16 protein-coding genes are annotated in these 16,355 nt (G+C 55.3%); 2 read left to right on the forward strand and 14 right to left on the reverse strand.

What is annotated here, in order from left to right:
- Nucleotides 1-92: 92 nt before the first annotated feature.
- Nucleotides 93-2,648 (forward strand): DNA mismatch repair protein MutS, encoded by a 2,556-nt coding sequence (mutS, locus tag EYY67_RS07770; protein WP_131693257.1) that lies wholly within the window; start codon nt 93-95, stop codon nt 2,646-2,648.
- 110 nt (nt 2,649-2,758) lie between these two features.
- On the opposite strand, the gene rpoS is transcribed toward mutS, so the two are convergent.
- From rpoS to cysG, 13 genes are all read right to left on the reverse strand, one after another.
- A complete protein-coding gene (rpoS, locus tag EYY67_RS07775) occupies nt 2,759-3,745 on the reverse strand; it encodes an RNA polymerase sigma factor RpoS (protein ID WP_095923512.1) in 987 nt (328 codons plus the stop codon).
- A 51-nt stretch (nt 3,746-3,796) separates the two neighbouring features.
- On the reverse strand, nt 3,797-4,816 hold the full coding sequence (gene nlpD / locus EYY67_RS07780) for a murein hydrolase activator NlpD (protein WP_095923513.1): 1,020 nt from the start codon (nt 4,814-4,816) through the stop codon (nt 3,797-3,799).
- Nucleotides 4,817-5,046: 230 nt separating this feature from the next.
- Entirely contained in the window at nt 5,047-5,673 is a 627-nt protein-coding gene (locus EYY67_RS07785; RefSeq protein WP_095923514.1) for a protein-L-isoaspartate(D-aspartate) O-methyltransferase, read from the reverse strand.
- Nucleotides 5,663-6,427, reverse strand: a complete 765-nt coding sequence (surE, locus tag EYY67_RS07790) for a 5'/3'-nucleotidase SurE (protein WP_162928582.1) — start codon at nt 6,425-6,427, stop codon at nt 5,663-5,665. Before surE ends, EYY67_RS07785 begins: the two co-directional genes overlap by 11 nt.
- Nucleotides 6,408-7,454, reverse strand: coding sequence for a tRNA pseudouridine(13) synthase TruD (truD, locus tag EYY67_RS07795; RefSeq protein WP_162928589.1), 1,047 nt, complete (start codon nt 7,452-7,454; stop codon nt 6,408-6,410). Before truD ends, surE begins: the two co-directional genes overlap by 20 nt.
- Before the next feature lie 22 nt (nt 7,455-7,476).
- Nucleotides 7,477-7,950, reverse strand: a complete 474-nt coding sequence (gene ispF, locus EYY67_RS07800) for a 2-C-methyl-D-erythritol 2,4-cyclodiphosphate synthase (protein ID WP_015695903.1) — start codon at nt 7,948-7,950, stop codon at nt 7,477-7,479.
- Nucleotides 7,950-8,669, reverse strand: a complete 720-nt coding sequence (ispD, locus tag EYY67_RS07805; RefSeq protein ID WP_095923515.1) for a 2-C-methyl-D-erythritol 4-phosphate cytidylyltransferase — start codon at nt 8,667-8,669, stop codon at nt 7,950-7,952. Before ispD ends, ispF begins: the two co-directional genes overlap by 1 nt.
- Before the next feature lie 2 nt (nt 8,670-8,671).
- Nucleotides 8,672-8,992, reverse strand: a complete 321-nt coding sequence (gene ftsB, locus EYY67_RS07810) for a cell division protein FtsB (RefSeq protein WP_095923516.1) — start codon at nt 8,990-8,992, stop codon at nt 8,672-8,674.
- A 167-nt stretch (nt 8,993-9,159) separates the two neighbouring features.
- A complete protein-coding gene (locus EYY67_RS07815; RefSeq protein WP_095923517.1) occupies nt 9,160-9,540 on the reverse strand; it encodes a DUF3561 family protein in 381 nt (126 codons plus the stop codon).
- Between the two features lie 59 nt (nt 9,541-9,599).
- Nucleotides 9,600-10,223, reverse strand: a complete 624-nt coding sequence (gene cysC / locus EYY67_RS07820) for an adenylyl-sulfate kinase (protein ID WP_095923518.1) — start codon at nt 10,221-10,223, stop codon at nt 9,600-9,602.
- A 1-nt stretch (nt 10,224) separates the two neighbouring features.
- On the reverse strand, nt 10,225-11,652 hold the full coding sequence (cysN, locus tag EYY67_RS07825) for a sulfate adenylyltransferase subunit CysN (RefSeq protein ID WP_131693258.1): 1,428 nt from the start codon (nt 11,650-11,652) through the stop codon (nt 10,225-10,227).
- 13 nt (nt 11,653-11,665) lie between these two features.
- A complete protein-coding gene (cysD, locus tag EYY67_RS07830; protein WP_047609197.1) occupies nt 11,666-12,574 on the reverse strand; it encodes a sulfate adenylyltransferase subunit CysD in 909 nt (302 codons plus the stop codon).
- A gap of 10 nt (nt 12,575-12,584) precedes the next feature.
- Nucleotides 12,585-14,009: a siroheme synthase CysG gene (gene cysG / locus EYY67_RS07835; RefSeq protein ID WP_131693259.1), complete on the reverse strand. Its 1,425-nt coding sequence runs from the start codon at nt 14,007-14,009 to the stop codon at nt 12,585-12,587.
- Between the two features lie 250 nt (nt 14,010-14,259).
- On the opposite strand from cysG, the gene EYY67_RS07840 reads away from it, so the two are divergent.
- Nucleotides 14,260-15,297 carry an aminopeptidase gene (locus EYY67_RS07840; protein WP_131693260.1) on the forward strand — a complete coding sequence of 346 codons (1,038 nt, stop codon included), beginning with the start codon at nt 14,260-14,262 and terminating at the stop codon, nt 15,295-15,297.
- 299 nt (nt 15,298-15,596) lie between these two features.
- On the opposite strand, the gene EYY67_RS07845 is transcribed toward EYY67_RS07840, so the two are convergent.
- The gene (locus EYY67_RS07845) at nt 15,597-16,334 is read right to left on the reverse strand and encodes a phosphoadenylyl-sulfate reductase (protein WP_013574005.1); all 738 of its coding nucleotides are present in this window, start codon (nt 16,332-16,334) and stop codon (nt 15,597-15,599) included.
- Between the last annotated feature and the right edge of the window lie 21 nt (nt 16,335-16,355).

Raw genomic sequence — 16,355 nt, forward strand, 5'->3', positions numbered from 1 at the left:
CTTGCCCGCTGGGCTAAGATACGCCACATAAAATACGCAACCGTAAAATCCTTAAACCCATCGCGTTAAAATGGATTAAAAAGATTAAGTCTATGACTACAAATGTAAACCTGGATGCCCACACCCCGATGATGCAGCAGTATCTGCGTCTGAAAGCGGAGAACCCGGAAGTGCTGTTGTTCTACCGCATGGGTGACTTTTACGAACTGTTTTATGACGATGCAAAACGCGCATCGCAGCTGATGGATATCTCCCTGACCAAACGCGGCGCATCTGCCGGTGAGCCGATCCCGATGGCGGGCGTGCCTTATCATGCGGTAGAAGGCTATCTGGCGAAACTGGTGCAACTCGGTGAATCTGTCGCGATTGCGGAACAGATTGGTGATCCGGCGCTGAGCAAGGGGCCGGTTGAGCGTAAGGTTGTGCGTATTGTCACGCCGGGGACGGTCAGTGATGAAGCTCTGCTGAGTGAGCGTCATGACAATTTGCTGGCCGCAATCTGGCAAGATGGCCGTGGTTTTGGTTACGCCACGCTGGATATCAGTTCCGGCCGTTTCCGCGTCGCACAGCCTGACGATCTTGAAACCATGGCAGCGGAATTACAACGCACCAATCCGGCGGAATTGCTCTATCCGGAAAGCTTTGAAGCCATGCCGCTGATTGCCTCCCGCCGTGGCCTGCGTCGTCGCCCGATGTGGGAATTCGAACTGGAAACCGCGAAACAGCAGCTGAACCTGCAATTTGGTACCCGCGATTTAAGCGGCTTTGGGGTTGAACAGGCTGCGCAGGCATTACGCGCTGCCGGTTGCCTGCTGCAATATGTGAAAGATACGCAACGCACCGCCCTGCCGCATATCCGTGGTGTCACCATTGAGCGCCAGCAGGACGGCATTATTATGGATGCAGCCACGCGCCGGAATCTGGAGCTGACGCAAAATCTGGGCGGTGGCGTCGAGAACACACTGGCCGCCGTGCTGGATCAGGCCGTCACCCCGATGGGCAGCCGTATGCTCAAACGCTGGATCCACATGCCCAGCCGCGACATCAAACTGCTGACCCACCGCCAGCAAGCCATCGGCGCATTGCAGGATATCACCGCCGATTTACAGCCGGTGCTGCGTCAGGTCGGCGATCTCGAACGTATTCTTGCACGTCTCGCCCTGCGCAGCGCCCGCCCGCGTGACCTGGCCCGTATGCGCCATGCGATGCAGCAACTGCCGGAAATCCGTGAGATCTTGCAGGGAACCGAAGCCGCACATGTCAAAACGCTGGTTGAGCAAACCGGTGACTTTACCGAACTGGTGGAACTGCTTGAGCGCGCAGTGATCGAAAGCCCACCGGTGCTGGTGCGTGACGGTGGCGTGATCGCCCCGGGCTACAATGCCGAGCTGGATGAATGGCGTGCGCTGGCAGACGGCGCGACGGATTATCTCGATCGTCTGGAGATCCGCGAACGTGAAAAGCTGGGGCTGGATACGCTGAAAGTCGGTTTCAACGGCGTTCACGGTTATTACATTCAGGTCAGCCGGGGTCAGAGCCATCTGGTGCCGATTCATTACGTCCGTCGCCAGACGCTGAAAAATGCCGAGCGCTACATCATTCCTGAGCTGAAAGAATACGAAGACAAAGTACTGACCTCCAAAGGCAAGGCGCTGTCTCTGGAAAAAGCGCTGTATGAAGAGCTGTTCGACCTGCTGATGCCGCATCTGTCTGCGTTGCAGCAAAGTGCCAGCGCGCTGGCCGAACTGGATGTGCTGAGCAATCTGGCGGAACGTGCTTACACGCTCAATTACGCTTGCCCGACCATGAGTGAAAAGCCGGGTATTAATATTACCGGCGGTCGCCATCCGGTGGTTGAGCAGGTGCTGAGCGAACCCTTTATCTCCAACCCGCTGAACATGTCTCCGGCGCGACGCATGCTGATCATCACCGGTCCGAACATGGGCGGTAAAAGTACCTACATGCGTCAGGCGGCACTGATTGTTCTGATGGCGCATATCGGCAGCTATGTACCGGCAGAAGCCGCCGTCATCGGCCCGGTCGATCGTATCTTTACCCGCGTCGGGGCGGCAGACGATCTGGCATCCGGACGTTCGACCTTCATGGTGGAAATGACCGAGACCGCCAATATTCTGCATAACGCCACTGAAAACAGTCTGGTGCTGATGGATGAGATCGGGCGCGGAACCTCCACCTACGATGGTTTATCGCTGGCATGGGCCTGCGCGGAAAATCTCGCCAGCCGTATCAAGGCCATGACGCTGTTTGCCACCCATTACTTCGAACTGACCACGCTGCCGGAGAAAATGGAAGGCACGGTCAACGTGCATCTGGATGCTATCGAACACGGTGACACCATCGCCTTTATGCACAGTGTGCAGGACGGCGCCGCCAGCAAAAGTTACGGTCTGGCCGTGGCCGCACTGGCCGGTGTGCCGCGCGATGTGATTAAGCGTGCGCGTCAGAAACTGAAAGAGCTGGAAACGTTATCGAATAATGCGGCAGCCAGCAAAGTGGACGGTCCGCAGCTGGCCCTGCTGACGGAAGAGGTGTCTCCGGCGGTCGAAGCGCTGGAAGCACTGGATGCCGATTCCCTGTCGCCACGTCAGGCGCTGGAATGGATTTATCGTCTGAAAGACATGGTGTAAGCGTACGCTGGCCTGATCAGCGCGCATAAAAAAACGGTGAGTATTAACTCACCGTTTTTATTTTCGTTCTTACTGATCATGCATGATGCAGCGACTGTTTTACGCGTCAGTTACTCGCGGAACAGCGCTTCAATGCTCAGCCCTTGTCCCTGCAGGATTTCACGCAGGCGACGCAAACCTTCTACCTGAATCTGACGAACACGTTCACGTGTCAGGCCAATTTCGCGGCCCACATCTTCCAGCGTTGCCGCTTCATAGCCCAGCAGGCCGAAACGACGCGCCAGCACTTCACGCTGTTTTGCATTCAACTCGAATAACCACTTCACGATACTCTGTTTCATATCGTCGTCTTGTGTGGTGTCTTCCGGGCCGTTGTCTTTTTCATCCGCCAGAATATCTAACAACGCTTTCTCTGAGTCACCACCCAACGGGGTATCTACAGAAGTGATGCGTTCATTCAGGCGCAACATACGGCTGACGTCATGTACCGGCTTGTCGAGTTGCTCTGCAATCTCTTCCGCGCTCGGTTCATGGTCCAGTTTATGTGCAAGTTCACGTGCGGTACGCAGGTAAACGTTCAGTTCTTTAACGATGTGAATTGGCAGACGAATAGTACGGGTTTGATTCATGATCGCCCGTTCGATTGTCTGACGGATCCACCATGTTGCATAGGTAGAGAAACGGAAACCGCGCTCAGGGTCGAATTTTTCAACCGCACGGATCAGACCCAGGTTACCTTCCTCGATCAAATCCAGCAGTGCCAGACCGCGGTTACTGTAGCGGCGGGCAATCTTAACCACCAAACGCAGGTTACTTTCAATCATACGGCGGCGGGAAGGCACATCTCCCCGCAGCGCGCGTCGTGCGAAATAAACTTCCTCTTCTGCGGTAAGCAGAGGGGAATAACCGATTTCACCGAGATACAGTTGAGTGGCATCCAGCACTCGTTGGCTTACAGCCTGCGACAACAATTCTTCTTCAGCATCGTTGTCGGCAGTCTCTTCGACTATTGCTTTCTCGTCAAAGGCTTCAGCGCTGTTCTCGTCGAAATCTACATCATCATGTAACTCGTTAACTTTCAGCGTATTCTGACTCATAAGCTGCTCCTACCCGTGGTCCCGAGGGCAGAATCAATGCTCTGCCCCGATTTATCGCTGCGGAAGATAACGCAGCGGGTTTACGGATTTCCCCTTGTAACGAATTTCAAAATGCAATCTTACTGAACTGGTTCCGGTGCTACCCATAGTCGCTATTTTTTGTCCCGCCTGCACTTCTTGTTGTTCCCGGACCAGCATTGTATCGTTATGTGCATAGGCGCTCAGGTAATCATCATTGTGTTTGATGATGATAAGATTACCGTAACCGCGCAGAGCATTACCTGCATAAACCACACGCCCCGAGGCAGTGGCTACGACAGATTGTCCACGCGAACCAGCAATATCGATCCCCTTATTTCCCCCTTCAGAAGCTGAGAAATTATCGATAATTTTCCCGTCAGTCGGCCATTTCCAGGAGGAAACCGGACCGCCATTATTTGTTGAAGTGGCGACGGGAGTGCTGGCTACAGCAACAGGTGTTGTGGTGGTAACTGCACCTGATGAAGGCAACATCTTGCCTACATTCTGTTTACCAGAAGAGTCAGAATACGTGGTAGTTGGTTGAGATGCAACCACAGAACCTGTGAGCATTCCCCCGGTTGGTACTTTCGGAACACCGCCATTTGTCGCATCTGTGACGGCCGTCGTGCTGCTCGTACTGGCCGCCGAAGAGACGTTATTTATCTGGACGGTTTGCCCCACTTCCAGGCTGTATGGCGCAGGGATATTATTGCGCGCGGCCAGGTCACGGAAGTCATTGCCGGTGATCCAGGCAATATAGAACAGGGTGTCGCCACGCTTCACCTGATAGGTGCTGCCGCTGTAACTTCCCTTAGGAATAGAGTTGTAGCTGCGGTTGTAGACAATGTGTCCACCAGGCCCCACGGCAGGTGCCATTTGCGGAGCGGAATTCGGAGTATTCTGACTACTATTGCCGCTGCTACCACCGCCATTGACGCTGCTGATAGGTGCGGACGTGGTTGAATTGTTCGTACATCCCGCCATCCAGGCACTGATAAAAGTACACACTGCAATGCGGCTTAGTGTTTTTATTGGGCTTCCCGTGCTCATATTTCCCCCGTTACGGCAATCTCAGAATATCTCTTTAACCTCGCACACCGCGCCAGCTGGCGCTTTACGTGTCATCGGACACGGTGCGGGCAGGCAACACGCTCACTCAGGTCTTCGCCCGAATGCCGCTGTGCCATAAAAAACTGTAGTGGATGCTATCAACATCGCCAGTACAGCACCATATAACAGTTGTATTTAAATTTTAAGGGGTTAGTCCTGCGGGCTGCCGTTCAGGCCAGTTCGCCTTTGACCAGCGGGACAAAACGAACGGCTTCGATAGTCTCTGCGACAAACTCATCACCACGCCGGGTGACCCGTTGCAATGTCTGGTTTTCTTCACCCACGGGCAGGATCAAAACCCCGCCATCATCGAGTTGTTGCAGTAAATCTTGAGGTATTTCAGGGGGTGCGGCGGTGACAATAATGGCATCAAACGGACCGCGTGAAGGCCAGCCCTGCCAGCCGTCGCCATGACGGGTAGAAACGTTATGCAAATCAAGCTGCTTGAGACGTCTTTTCGCCTGCCACTGCAAGCCTTTGATGCGTTCAACCGAGAAAACATGCCCGACCAGATGCGCCAGAATGGCGGTCTGATAGCCTGAACCGGTGCCAATTTCCAGCACGCGGGAAGAAGGCTCAAGGCGCAGCAGTTCGGTCATTCTCGCCACCGTATAAGGCTGGGAAATCGTCTGGCCGGAGCCAATAGGCAACGCGGTGTTTTCGTAAGCTTTGTGCTGAAATGCCTCGTCCACGAAACGCTCACGCGGCACGGATTCAATGGCATGCAACAGTTTTTCATCATGAATACCCTGCTGGCGCAGTTGTTCCAGCAGGTTGTACATCGGCTTATTCACCATTCGCGCTCACCCCGGCCTTTTCCAACCATGAGACCACGACATCCTGAGCCGCATAAGCGGTCAAATCCACCTGCAGTGGCGTCACTGACACGTAACCTTGCGCCACGGCAGCAAAATCGGTATCAGGTGCGACATCAAACTTATCGCCCGGCGGGCCAATCCAGTACAAGTCCTGACCGCGCGGATCCTGCTGACAAAATACCTGCTCGGCCGGATGACGGCTACCACAACGCGTCACTTTGATCCCTTTAATCTGCGAAAGCGGCAGATCCGGGACGTTAATATTCAGAATTTTGCCAGTACGCAAAGGCTCACGCGCCAGCGCCCTGAGAAGGCGACAAGTGATGATCGCCGCCGTGTCGTAATGCTGATGACCGTCCAGCGAAACCGCCAGCGCCGGAAAGCCCAGATGACGGCCTTCCATCGCGGCGGCGACCGTACCGGAGTAAATCACATCGTCGCCCAGGTTCGGTCCGGCATTAATGCCAGACACCACGATATCCGGCTTCGGGCGCATCAGCGTGTTCACGCCGAGATAGACACAATCAGTCGGTGTGCCGTTAATCACGGCGGTATCACCGTTGGGATAGGACTGAATACGCAACGGACCGTCCAGCGTCAGCGCATTCGATGCGCCGCTGCGGTTACGGTCAGGGGCCACCAGCTTCACGTCGGCAAACTCACGCAGCGCGGACGCCAGCGCCTGTATGCCGGGAGCCAGAACGCCGTCGTCGTTACTCAGTAATATCCGCATCAGCTTCATCCAGATTCATCAGTTCACGCACCACGCTGGTGGCATAACTGCCGGCCGGTAACCAGAATTTGAGTTCCAGAGTGACGTCATCCCAGCGCTGCCATTGCATCTGCAAAGGTTGCAGCATGATGGCACGACGTGCCGGTTCGACGCGCTCGCGTTTCAGCAGTGACAGCAAATCCGTCTGGTCGCTGAGACAGGTTTGCTCGAACGCTTCGGCGTCTTCCAGCGTGCCCAGCGGACCGTCACCGGGTAAAGGTGCCGTCACCAGCAGTTCACCGCTTTCAACGCGCGGTTGCAGCGATGCAAACTCTTCGGCTTTCGCCACAAACCAGCTGCCGCGCCCGCTCAGTTGCAGGGCATCACCCAGCATTGGCTGACGCACGGTGCCGTCGGCCAGACGCTGACTGGCGACGATATTGAACATCGCGCTGCGGCTGGCGGAAAGATAGAAACTGCGTTTGGCGCGTTCTTTCGGACGGGCTTCGTTGGTCGCCCAGCGTTTCGCCTGCACCAGATTGTTGCCACCACGACCAAAGCGCTGTGTGCCGAAATAGTTCGGTACGCCCTGTTGGGTAATTTTTTCCAGACGCGCTACGACATCCGCAATATCGCTGACCTGACGCAGCACCAGCGTAAACGCATTACCTTTCAGGGTACCGATACGCATTTTTTTGCGATGGCGTGAGGCACGCACCACTTCGCAGCCTTCAAGGTCAAACTGACTTAAATCCGGATCAGCCTTGCCCGGCAGATGCAGGCAAAACCATTGTTCGGTGACCGCATGGCGGTCTTTGAGACCGGCGTAACTGACGTCACGCGGATGCACTTTGGCAAACCGCGCCAGCTGCTCTGCGACAAACTGCGTGTTACAGCCATTCTTGCGGATCCGCACCAACAGATGTTCACCTTCGCCGTCCGGCTCAAAACCCAGATCCTCTTCGACAATAAAGTCTTCGGGATTGGCTTTCAGCTGGCCGGTGGCAACAGGCTCACCCAGTAACCAGGTGAGTCGGGACATATCTATCATGCGGTAATCTTCCACAACATTATTCCTTAATCAGCAGGGCAACGGCTTCGCAGGCGATACCTTCGCCACGGCCGGTAAAACCCAGCTGTTCGGTGGTGGTGGCTTTTACGTTGACGTCATCCATATGGCATTGCAAATCTTCGGCCAGAAACACACGCATCTGCGGGATGTGCGGCGCCATTTTCGGTGCCTGGGCAATGATCGTGATGTCCAGATTGCCCAGCTTGTAGCCCTTCGCACGGATACGGCGATAAGCTTCGCGCAGCAGTTCACGGCTGTCAGCGCCTTTGAAGGCCGGATCGGTATCCGGGAAAAGCTTGCCGATATCCCCCAGCGCAGCCGCGCCGAGCAGTGCATCCGTGGCCGCGTGCAGCGCCACGTCACCGTCAGAATGCGCCAGTAAACCCTGCGGATAAGGGATACGCACACCACCGATCACCAGCGGGCCTTCGCCGCCAAATTTATGTACATCAAAACCGTGACCGATACGCATTATGCGTTCTCCTCCTGGGATAAGCGGGTTAAATAGAATTCAGCCAGCGCCAGATCTTCTGGTCGGGTGACTTTAATATTATCGGCCCGTGCCGGGATCAGCATAGGATGAAAACCGCAATATTCCATTGCCGAGGCTTCATCTGTGATCACCGCACCTTCATTGAGTGCACGGCGCAGGCAGGTTTTCAGTAATTCGAGCGGGAAAAATTGCGGTGTCAGCGCATGCCAGAGATCCTGACGGTCAACCGTATGGGCAATCGCTGCAATGCCCGGTTCGCCCCGCTTCATGGTGTCACGCACCGGCGCGGCGAGGATGCCGCCCACTTTACTGGTGGCCGCAATCGCCAGCAGATTATTGAGATCATCAGGGTGCAGGCATGGCCGCGCGGCGTCATGCACCAGCACCCAGCCGTGGTCTCCGGCGACGTCCAGTCCGGCCATCACCGACTCAGCGCGTTCCGCACCGCCTGTCACCACGCGGATACGCGGATCACCGGCAATGGGAAGCTGATGGAAGTGCGTGTCATGCGGGCTTAATGCCACGATAACCTGACTGACTTTGCCGCTTTGCAGCAAAGCGAGAATGGAATGTTCTATCAGCGTTTTACCGCCGACAGAAAGGTACTGCTTGGGGCATTCTGCCTGCATACGGCTGCCAATACCGGCAGCCGGTAACACGGCAATGACCTCTGGAAGGGAAACTGCGGTATGACTCATGGCTATTGATTCAGGTTGTTTTGCGAAACGGTGCTGCCCGGCGCACGTTTGTTGTCAGGCACCAGACGATAGAAAGTCTCGCCGGGTTTAATCATGCTCAGTTCGTTGCGCGCGCGTTCTTCGATCGCTTCCTGACCACCATTTAAATCGTCGATTTCTGCGAAAAGTTGATCATTACGTGATTTCAGTTTGCCGTTATTAACTTGTTGCACCTGAACGTCATCATTTACACGTACATAATCGTGAATACCATTCTTACCCAGCCACAGCGAATACTGTAGCCAGCCAAGTAAAATCAGTAATAGCAGTGTTAGTTTGCCCATCCCCGCCCCCTAAAAAAGCTGGACAATCATCCCACAACTTTCCCTCTGACTCCACTATGGCAGGGCAAATGCCGGTGAGAATCAGACTTACGCACGCAATTATGGGTGAGAATGACACAATGGGTTACATCGTGAAGGGAATTTGCAGGGAAAACCGCCAGAAAAAATCACCAGCCAGACAGGAAGGAGAAGACCGTCCAGAACATGCCAATGACGCAGATCGCACTCGCCACTGCGCTTTTAAACCAGCAACCGCGAAAGAACATGCTGAACGCAATACCTATCAGGACGGAAACCGGCATCAGCGCCAGAAAGAACGGCCAGGTGTAAAGCAGGAAAAACAGGGTATTGGAACCGTAAACCAGAAAAGGGATCGCAAAGGCCAGCCAGTAGAAGACGAAACCGATAAACCCGCCCTGCATGGAGTAAGACGGTTCTTCAGTATCCGGATTGTCAGTTGTCTGTGCCAGCACGTGTGTCCGCGGGCTGAGTTCCCCGCGACGATCCACACGGATCCGGCTGACAAGTCTGCTGAGTAATGCCTGCATAGATGATCCCTGTATTTCAGTGTAAACCGGCACGCTCTGTGGCGTTTGGCCGGCAACATTCAGGGATTGATAATAGCGCGCTGGCGCATCACTTCTAATAATTGAGGCACCAATTGTGTTACCAATTGTTCACCATCAAGATGCACATCCGGGGTCTCCGGCGGCTGATATTCGGAGTCAATACCGGTGAAGTTTTTCAGCTCTCCGGCACGGGCTTTCTTGTATAACCCTTTCGGATCCCGCGCCTCGCAGATCGCCAGCGGCGTATCCACAAACACTTCAATAAACTGACCGTCTTCCAGCAAATCACGCACCATGTCACGCTCGGCACGGTGTGGCGAAATGAACGCGGTCAGCACCACCTGTCCGGCATCCACCATCAGTTTTGCCACTTCCCCCACACGGCGGATGTTTTCACGACGGTCATCGTCAGTGAAGCCCAGATCGCGGCAAAGTCCGTGGCGGACATTGTCACCATCCAGCAGATAAGTGCTGACACCCTGAGCATGCAATGCCTGCTCCAGTGCACCGGCGACGGTGGATTTCCCCGAGCCAGAAAGCCCGGTGAACCACAACACCGCGCCGCGATGACCATGTTGCTTTTCGCGATCCGCACGCGTCACCGCGTGCGGATGCCAGACAACGTTCTCATCTTTGCGTAAAGCGCCGTCCGGTGAGGCCATCTTATTTGCCACCCAGTAAATCGCGTGCGCCCCAGTGCGGGAAGTGACGGCGTACCAGACTGTTCAGTTCCAGCTCAAATGCGCTGTATTTATCCGATTCCTGATAAACCTGTTCAACGGCTTCACGCACCAGACCGGCACCGACCGTCACGTTGGTCAGGCGATCAATAAAGATCATGCCACCGGTCACCGCGTTACTCTGGTAGTTATCCAGCACCAGCGGTTCGTCGAAAGTCAGTTCCACCAGGCCGATACCGTTGAGCGGCAGGTTTTCCACCACGCGCTGCGTCAGGGTGTTGATCTCGACCTGATATTCGATATTTTCCACCCGCGCACGGGCTTTTTTTCCGCCGACTTTGATGTCGTAGCTCTGGCCCACGCTCAGTGGCTGTTCAGCCATCCACACCACATCGACTTTGGCATTCTGTACCGGTTTGACGGTTTCTTCTGCGTCCACCAGCGTGTCGCCACGGCTGATGTCACGTTCATCGGCCAGCACCAGCGTAATCGCTTCGCCTGCCCAGGCTTCCTGCAAATCGCCATCGAAAGTCACAATGCGCGCCACGGTGGATTCCACACCGGACGGCAGCACTTTCACTTTCTGACCGACACGCACGGAGCCGGACGCCAGCGTACCGGCATAACCCCGGAAATCGAGGTTCGGACGGTTCACATACTGCACCGGGAAGCGCATCGGCTGCTGTTCACGGATGTTAATGATGTTGACGGTTTCCAGCACGTCGAGCAGCGTCGGGCCGGTGTACCAGCTCATTTTCCCGCTTGGCGTGGCGACGTTATCGCCTTCCAGCGCCGACAGCGGCACAAATTTGATGTCCAGATCGGTCGGCAGTTGTTGAGCGAAATCCAGATAATCCTGTTTAAATTGCTCGTAAACCGCTTCGCTGTAATCCACCAGATCCATTTTGTTGACGGCCACCACCAGATGGCGGATCCCGAGCAAGGTCGCAATGAAGCTGTGACGGCGGGTTTGATCCAGCACGCCTTTACGGGCGTCGATCAGTAAGATCGCCAGATCACAGGTCGATGCACCGGTCGCCATGTTGCGGGTGTACTGTTCGTGCCCCGGCGTGTCAGCGATGATGAACTTACGTTTCTCGGTAGAGAAATAGCGGTAAGCCACGTCAATGGTGATGCCCTGCTCGCGTTCGGCCTGTAAGCCATCCACCAGCAACGCCAGATCCAGTTTCTCGCCCTGGGTACCGTGACGTTTGCTGTCGTTATGCAGTGAAGACAACTGATCTTCGTAGATCTGACGAGTGTCATGCAGCAGACGACCGATCAGGGTACTTTTGCCGTCATCGACGCTGCCGCAGGTCAGGAAGCGCAGCAGGCTTTTGTGTTGCTGAGCGTGCAGGTAAGCTTCGACGCCGCCCTGCTCCGCGATTTGTTGTGCAATTGCGTTATTCATTAGCTGCGGCTCCTCAGAAGTACCCTTGACGCTTTTTCAGTTCCATCGAACCGGCCTGATCACGGTCGATCGCGCGTCCCTGACGTTCACTGGTGGTCGACACCAGCATTTCTTCGATGATCTCCGGCAGCGTTTGCGCCCCGGATTCAACGGCACCGGTCAGCGGCCAGCAACCTAATGTGCGGAAACGCACCATTTTCTTCTCGATCACTTCGCCCGGTTGCAGATCAATACGATCGTCATCGACCATCAGCAGCATCCCGTCGCGCTCCAGAACCGGACGCGGCGCGGCCAGATACAGCGGAACGATCTCGATGTTTTCCAGATAGATGTACTGCCAGATATCCAGCTCAGTCCAGTTGGAGAGCGGGAACACGCGGATGCTTTCGCCTTTGTTAATCTGGCCGTTGTAGTTGTGCCACAGTTCCGGGCGCTGGTTTTTTGGATCCCAGCGGTGGAAGCGGTCACGGAACGAATAAATACGCTCTTTGGCACGGGATTTTTCTTCATCACGGCGTGCGCCACCGAAAGCAGCATCAAAGCCGTATTTATTCAGCGCCTGCTTCAGACCTTCGGTTTTCATGATATCGGTGTGTTTGGCACTGCCATGCACGAACGGGTTGATGCCCATTGCCACGCCTTCCGGGTTTTTATGCACCAGCAGTTCAAAACCGTAGTTCTTCGCCGTGCGGTCGCGGAATTCGTACATTTCGCGGAATTTCCAGCCGGTATCCACATGCAGCAGCGGGAACGGCAAGGTACCCGGGAAGAAGGCTTTACGTGCCAGATGCAGCATCACCGAGGAATCTTTCCCGATGGAGTACATCATCACCGGGTTGGCGAATTCAGCAGCCACTTCACGGATGATATGGATACTCTCCGCCTCCAGTTGCCGCAAATGAGTCAGTCGTTTTTCGTCCATAACAGATCCTTTAAGCCAAATTCACAACCGACGGACGTTGAGTGCCGTCAGTCTCAGGATGATGCCCAAACCAGGCCAGTTGCTGATGAAGTGATACCACTTCACCAATCACCAGTAACGCCGGCGTCGGCGCCTGTTGAGCCAGATGTTCAAGATTATCGAGTGTTCCGGTCAGTACCTGCTGATCAGAACGCGTTCCCCGTCCGATAACCGCGACGGGCGTATTTGCTGCGCGACCATGGGCGATCAGTTGCTGGCTGATGTCAGCGGCCTTGAGCGTACCCATGTAAATCGCCAATGTTTGCTGGCCTTTCGCGAGGGTTTCCCACTGCACGCCGTTATTTTCCGGGCGGCAATGGCCGGTCACGAATATCACACTCTGCGCGTAATCACGGTGCGTCAGCGGGATCCCGGCATACGCCGTCGCGCCCGCCGCTGCCGTCACGCCCGGCACCACCTGGAAAGGAATGCCCGCGGCCTGCACCGCCTGTAATTCTTCGCCGCCTCGACCGAAAATAAACGGGTCACCGCCCTTGAGGCGCACGACTTTTTTCCCCTGCTGCGCCAGTTCGACCAGCAGACGGTTGGTTTCTTCCTGCGCGACAGAATGACTGCCCGCGCGTTTACCGACGCAGATTTTGTCCGCATCGCGGCGAACCAGATCCAGAACATCTTCGCTGACCAGATGATCGTAAAGCACCACATCTGCCTGCTGCATCACCTGCAACCCGCGTAAGGTGAGCAATCCTGCATCACCCGGTCCCGCGCCGACCAGCGTGACATTGCCGTTATGCGAGATGTCTTCCGCACTTTCTAACTGTTGTTGCAGAGCTTGTTCGGCTTCTGCGAGCTTTCCCGAAGAAGCAAGGCTGGCAAAACGCCCGGCAAACAGCTGTTCCCAGAAACGACGGCGCGCACGCATGGAACTGAACTGCGTTTTGACATTGTCGCGCCAGCGTCCGGCGATATCGGCCATTTGTCCCAGACTGGTCGGCAGCAAGGTTTCCAGCTTTTCGCGCAGCATTCTGGCGAGTACCGGTGCTTTGCCGCTGGACGAAATCGCCACCACGATCGGCGAACGGTCGACAATCGAGGGGAAAATGAAAGAGCACTTCGGCTGATCGTCCACGACGTTAGCCAGCAGATGACGGCGGTTCGCCTGCTCAAACACTTCTGCATTCAGCGCAGCGTCATCAGTGGCGGCAATCACCAGAAACACATCATCGAGCTGTTCCGGCAGAAAAGCCTGAGCTGACCAGCTGATTTCAGCGGCCTGTCGGCGTTGTTCCAGTTCGGGAGAAAGTGCCTGTGCGACTATCCGTACTTGCGCACCCGCCCGCAGGAGAAGATCGATTTTGCGAGCAGCGACTTCGCCACCTCCCACAACCAGCACGGGGCGTTGTTTGAGGTCGGCAAATATTGGTAGATAGTCCACAAAAGCCTTAATTGATTATCAGGATTAATAAACAAACTATACGTGCAGGCAATATTTGATCTGAAATGACGAAAAGGAATGAATAGTTACTAAATGGAATATAGCCCGGCAAAAAGAGCGGTTTGGGATAACGGGAAATTGTCTAATGACGCAGACAATCGCATACTGTAGCCCCAGTAAGACCGCCCCACGCGGCCTGTTGTTTGATTGCCTTCCGGTCGTTTTGACCAGCAAATAAGGATTTTTGGCTATGTTTTCTTTTTCACGCATGACGCGGACACTGCTGGCCCTGAGCCTCAGCTGTGCCGGTTTAGGTCATGCGCTGGCGGCGTCCGCCCCGCTTCCGGCGATGGGCATGATCGCCAGTCAGCAGATTCGCCATATCGCCACCTACTTTCCCGGTCGCATGGCCGGCAGTCCCGCAGAACTTATCGCGGCGGATTATCTGAATCAGCAATTCAATAAATTAGGCTATAAGAGCGATTTACGCGGCTTCGATACCCGCTATCTGTACACCAACAACGCAGGCAAAAAGAACTGGCAGAATATTCACGCCACGTCAGTGATTGCCGCCCGCGCCGGTGAGGTGCCGCAGCAAATCATCGTGATGGCGCATTTTGATACCTACGTGCCGCAAAGCGATAACGACACCAACCATAATCTCGGCGGCCTGACCTTGCAGGGCGTGGATGATAACGCCTCAGGCGTCGGTGTGATGCTGGAACTGGCGGAACGGATGCAGGCCATCCCGACGCATTACAGTCTGCGTTTCGTGGCGCTGAGTGCGGAAGAGACCGGCGCAAAAGGGGCGGAAGATTTTGTGAACCGCATGAGCGCCGAAGAGAAGAAAAACACCCTTCTGGTCATCAACCTGAATTCGCTGATCACCGGCGACCGGTTGTATTTCAACAGCGGCGTAAACACCTCCGCCGCGGTGGCGAAACTCACCCGCGTGCGGGCACTGGCCATTGCACGCAGTCTGGGGATCCCGGCGGAAAGCCACGAAGGCGCACATTGCTGCGACGGCATCAGCGCGCTGGATAACGCCCGTCTGCCCCTGCTGAACGTCACCGCAACCAACTTTGCGCTGGGTAAAAAAGACGGCGAACAGCAACGTGCCATCACCCGCCATTTCCCGCTGGGCACCACGCGTTATCAAAGCCAGTTCGACAATCTGCAATATCTGGATAAAGCCCTGCCGGGCCGCATTGAAAAACGCTCACGCGATACGGTGAAAGTGCTTTATCCGCTGCTGAGGGATCTGGCGAAACCGGCGAAACACGCCTGATTAAGAGGACAATTTAAGGGATTCTTATCTGGAATCCCCTAAATAATTCGGATTGCAGGAAGGCGGCAAGTAAACGCATCCCCGGGAGCATAGATTACTATGTGACCGGGGTAAGAGCGCGCAGCCAACGCATCTGCAACCCGAATAGGGGGAGTTGAGACGCTAATAACAGGAATCCCCTAAATAATTCGGGTTGCAGGAAGGCGGCAAGCAAACGCATCCCCGGGAGCATAGATTACTATGTGACCGGGGTAAGAGCGCGCAGCCAACGCATCTGCAACCCGAAGTATGACGGGGATTTATTCGTGCAGCCCGCATTCGCGTTTAAGCCCAAAAAATCGCGTATCTTCTTCTTTCATGCCTTCTTCCCACTTCTTGGTGGTGTGCGTGTCACCGACGGAAAGGTAGCCCTGATCCCACAGCGGGTGATAGCTCAGGCCGTTGTCTTGCAGATAGCGGAAGATCTGACGGTTATCCCAGTCGATGATCGGCAGGATTTTAAACACACCACGTTGCACAGCCAGCACAGGCAGATGCGCACGGCTGCCGGATTGCTCGCGACGCAGACCGGCGAACCAGGTCTGCACGCCGAGCGTCTGAATCGCACGATTCATCGGCTCGACTTTGTTGATGTGATTGTACTTCTCAATGCCTTCGACGCCCTGCTCCCACAGTTTGCCGTAGCGCGCTTCCTGCCACGCCGCAGAATGCTCCGCGCGGAACACCTGCAAATTCAGGTTCAGCTGTTCGGTTAACGTATCGATGAACTGATAGGTTTCCGGGAAAAGATAGCCGGTGTCAGTCAGGATCACCGGAATGTCCGGTTTCTGCTGCGTGACTAAATGCAGACACACCGCCGCCTGAATACCGAAGCTTGAAGACAGCGCGAATTCGCCGGGCATATTTTCCAGCGCCCATTGCACACGCTCCTGCGCGGACAGTTTTTCGAGGCTGACGTTAATTTCCGCCAGCGCCATAGATTGTCCGGACTTCGGCAGTTCATTCAGTTCAGCCAGAGTCAGATTCAGCAAACTCATATTGCCTCCAGTCGGTTAGCG

Source organism: Rahnella victoriana (genome assembly GCF_004330295.1).
Lineage (GTDB): Bacteria > Pseudomonadota > Gammaproteobacteria > Enterobacterales > Enterobacteriaceae > Rahnella > Rahnella victoriana.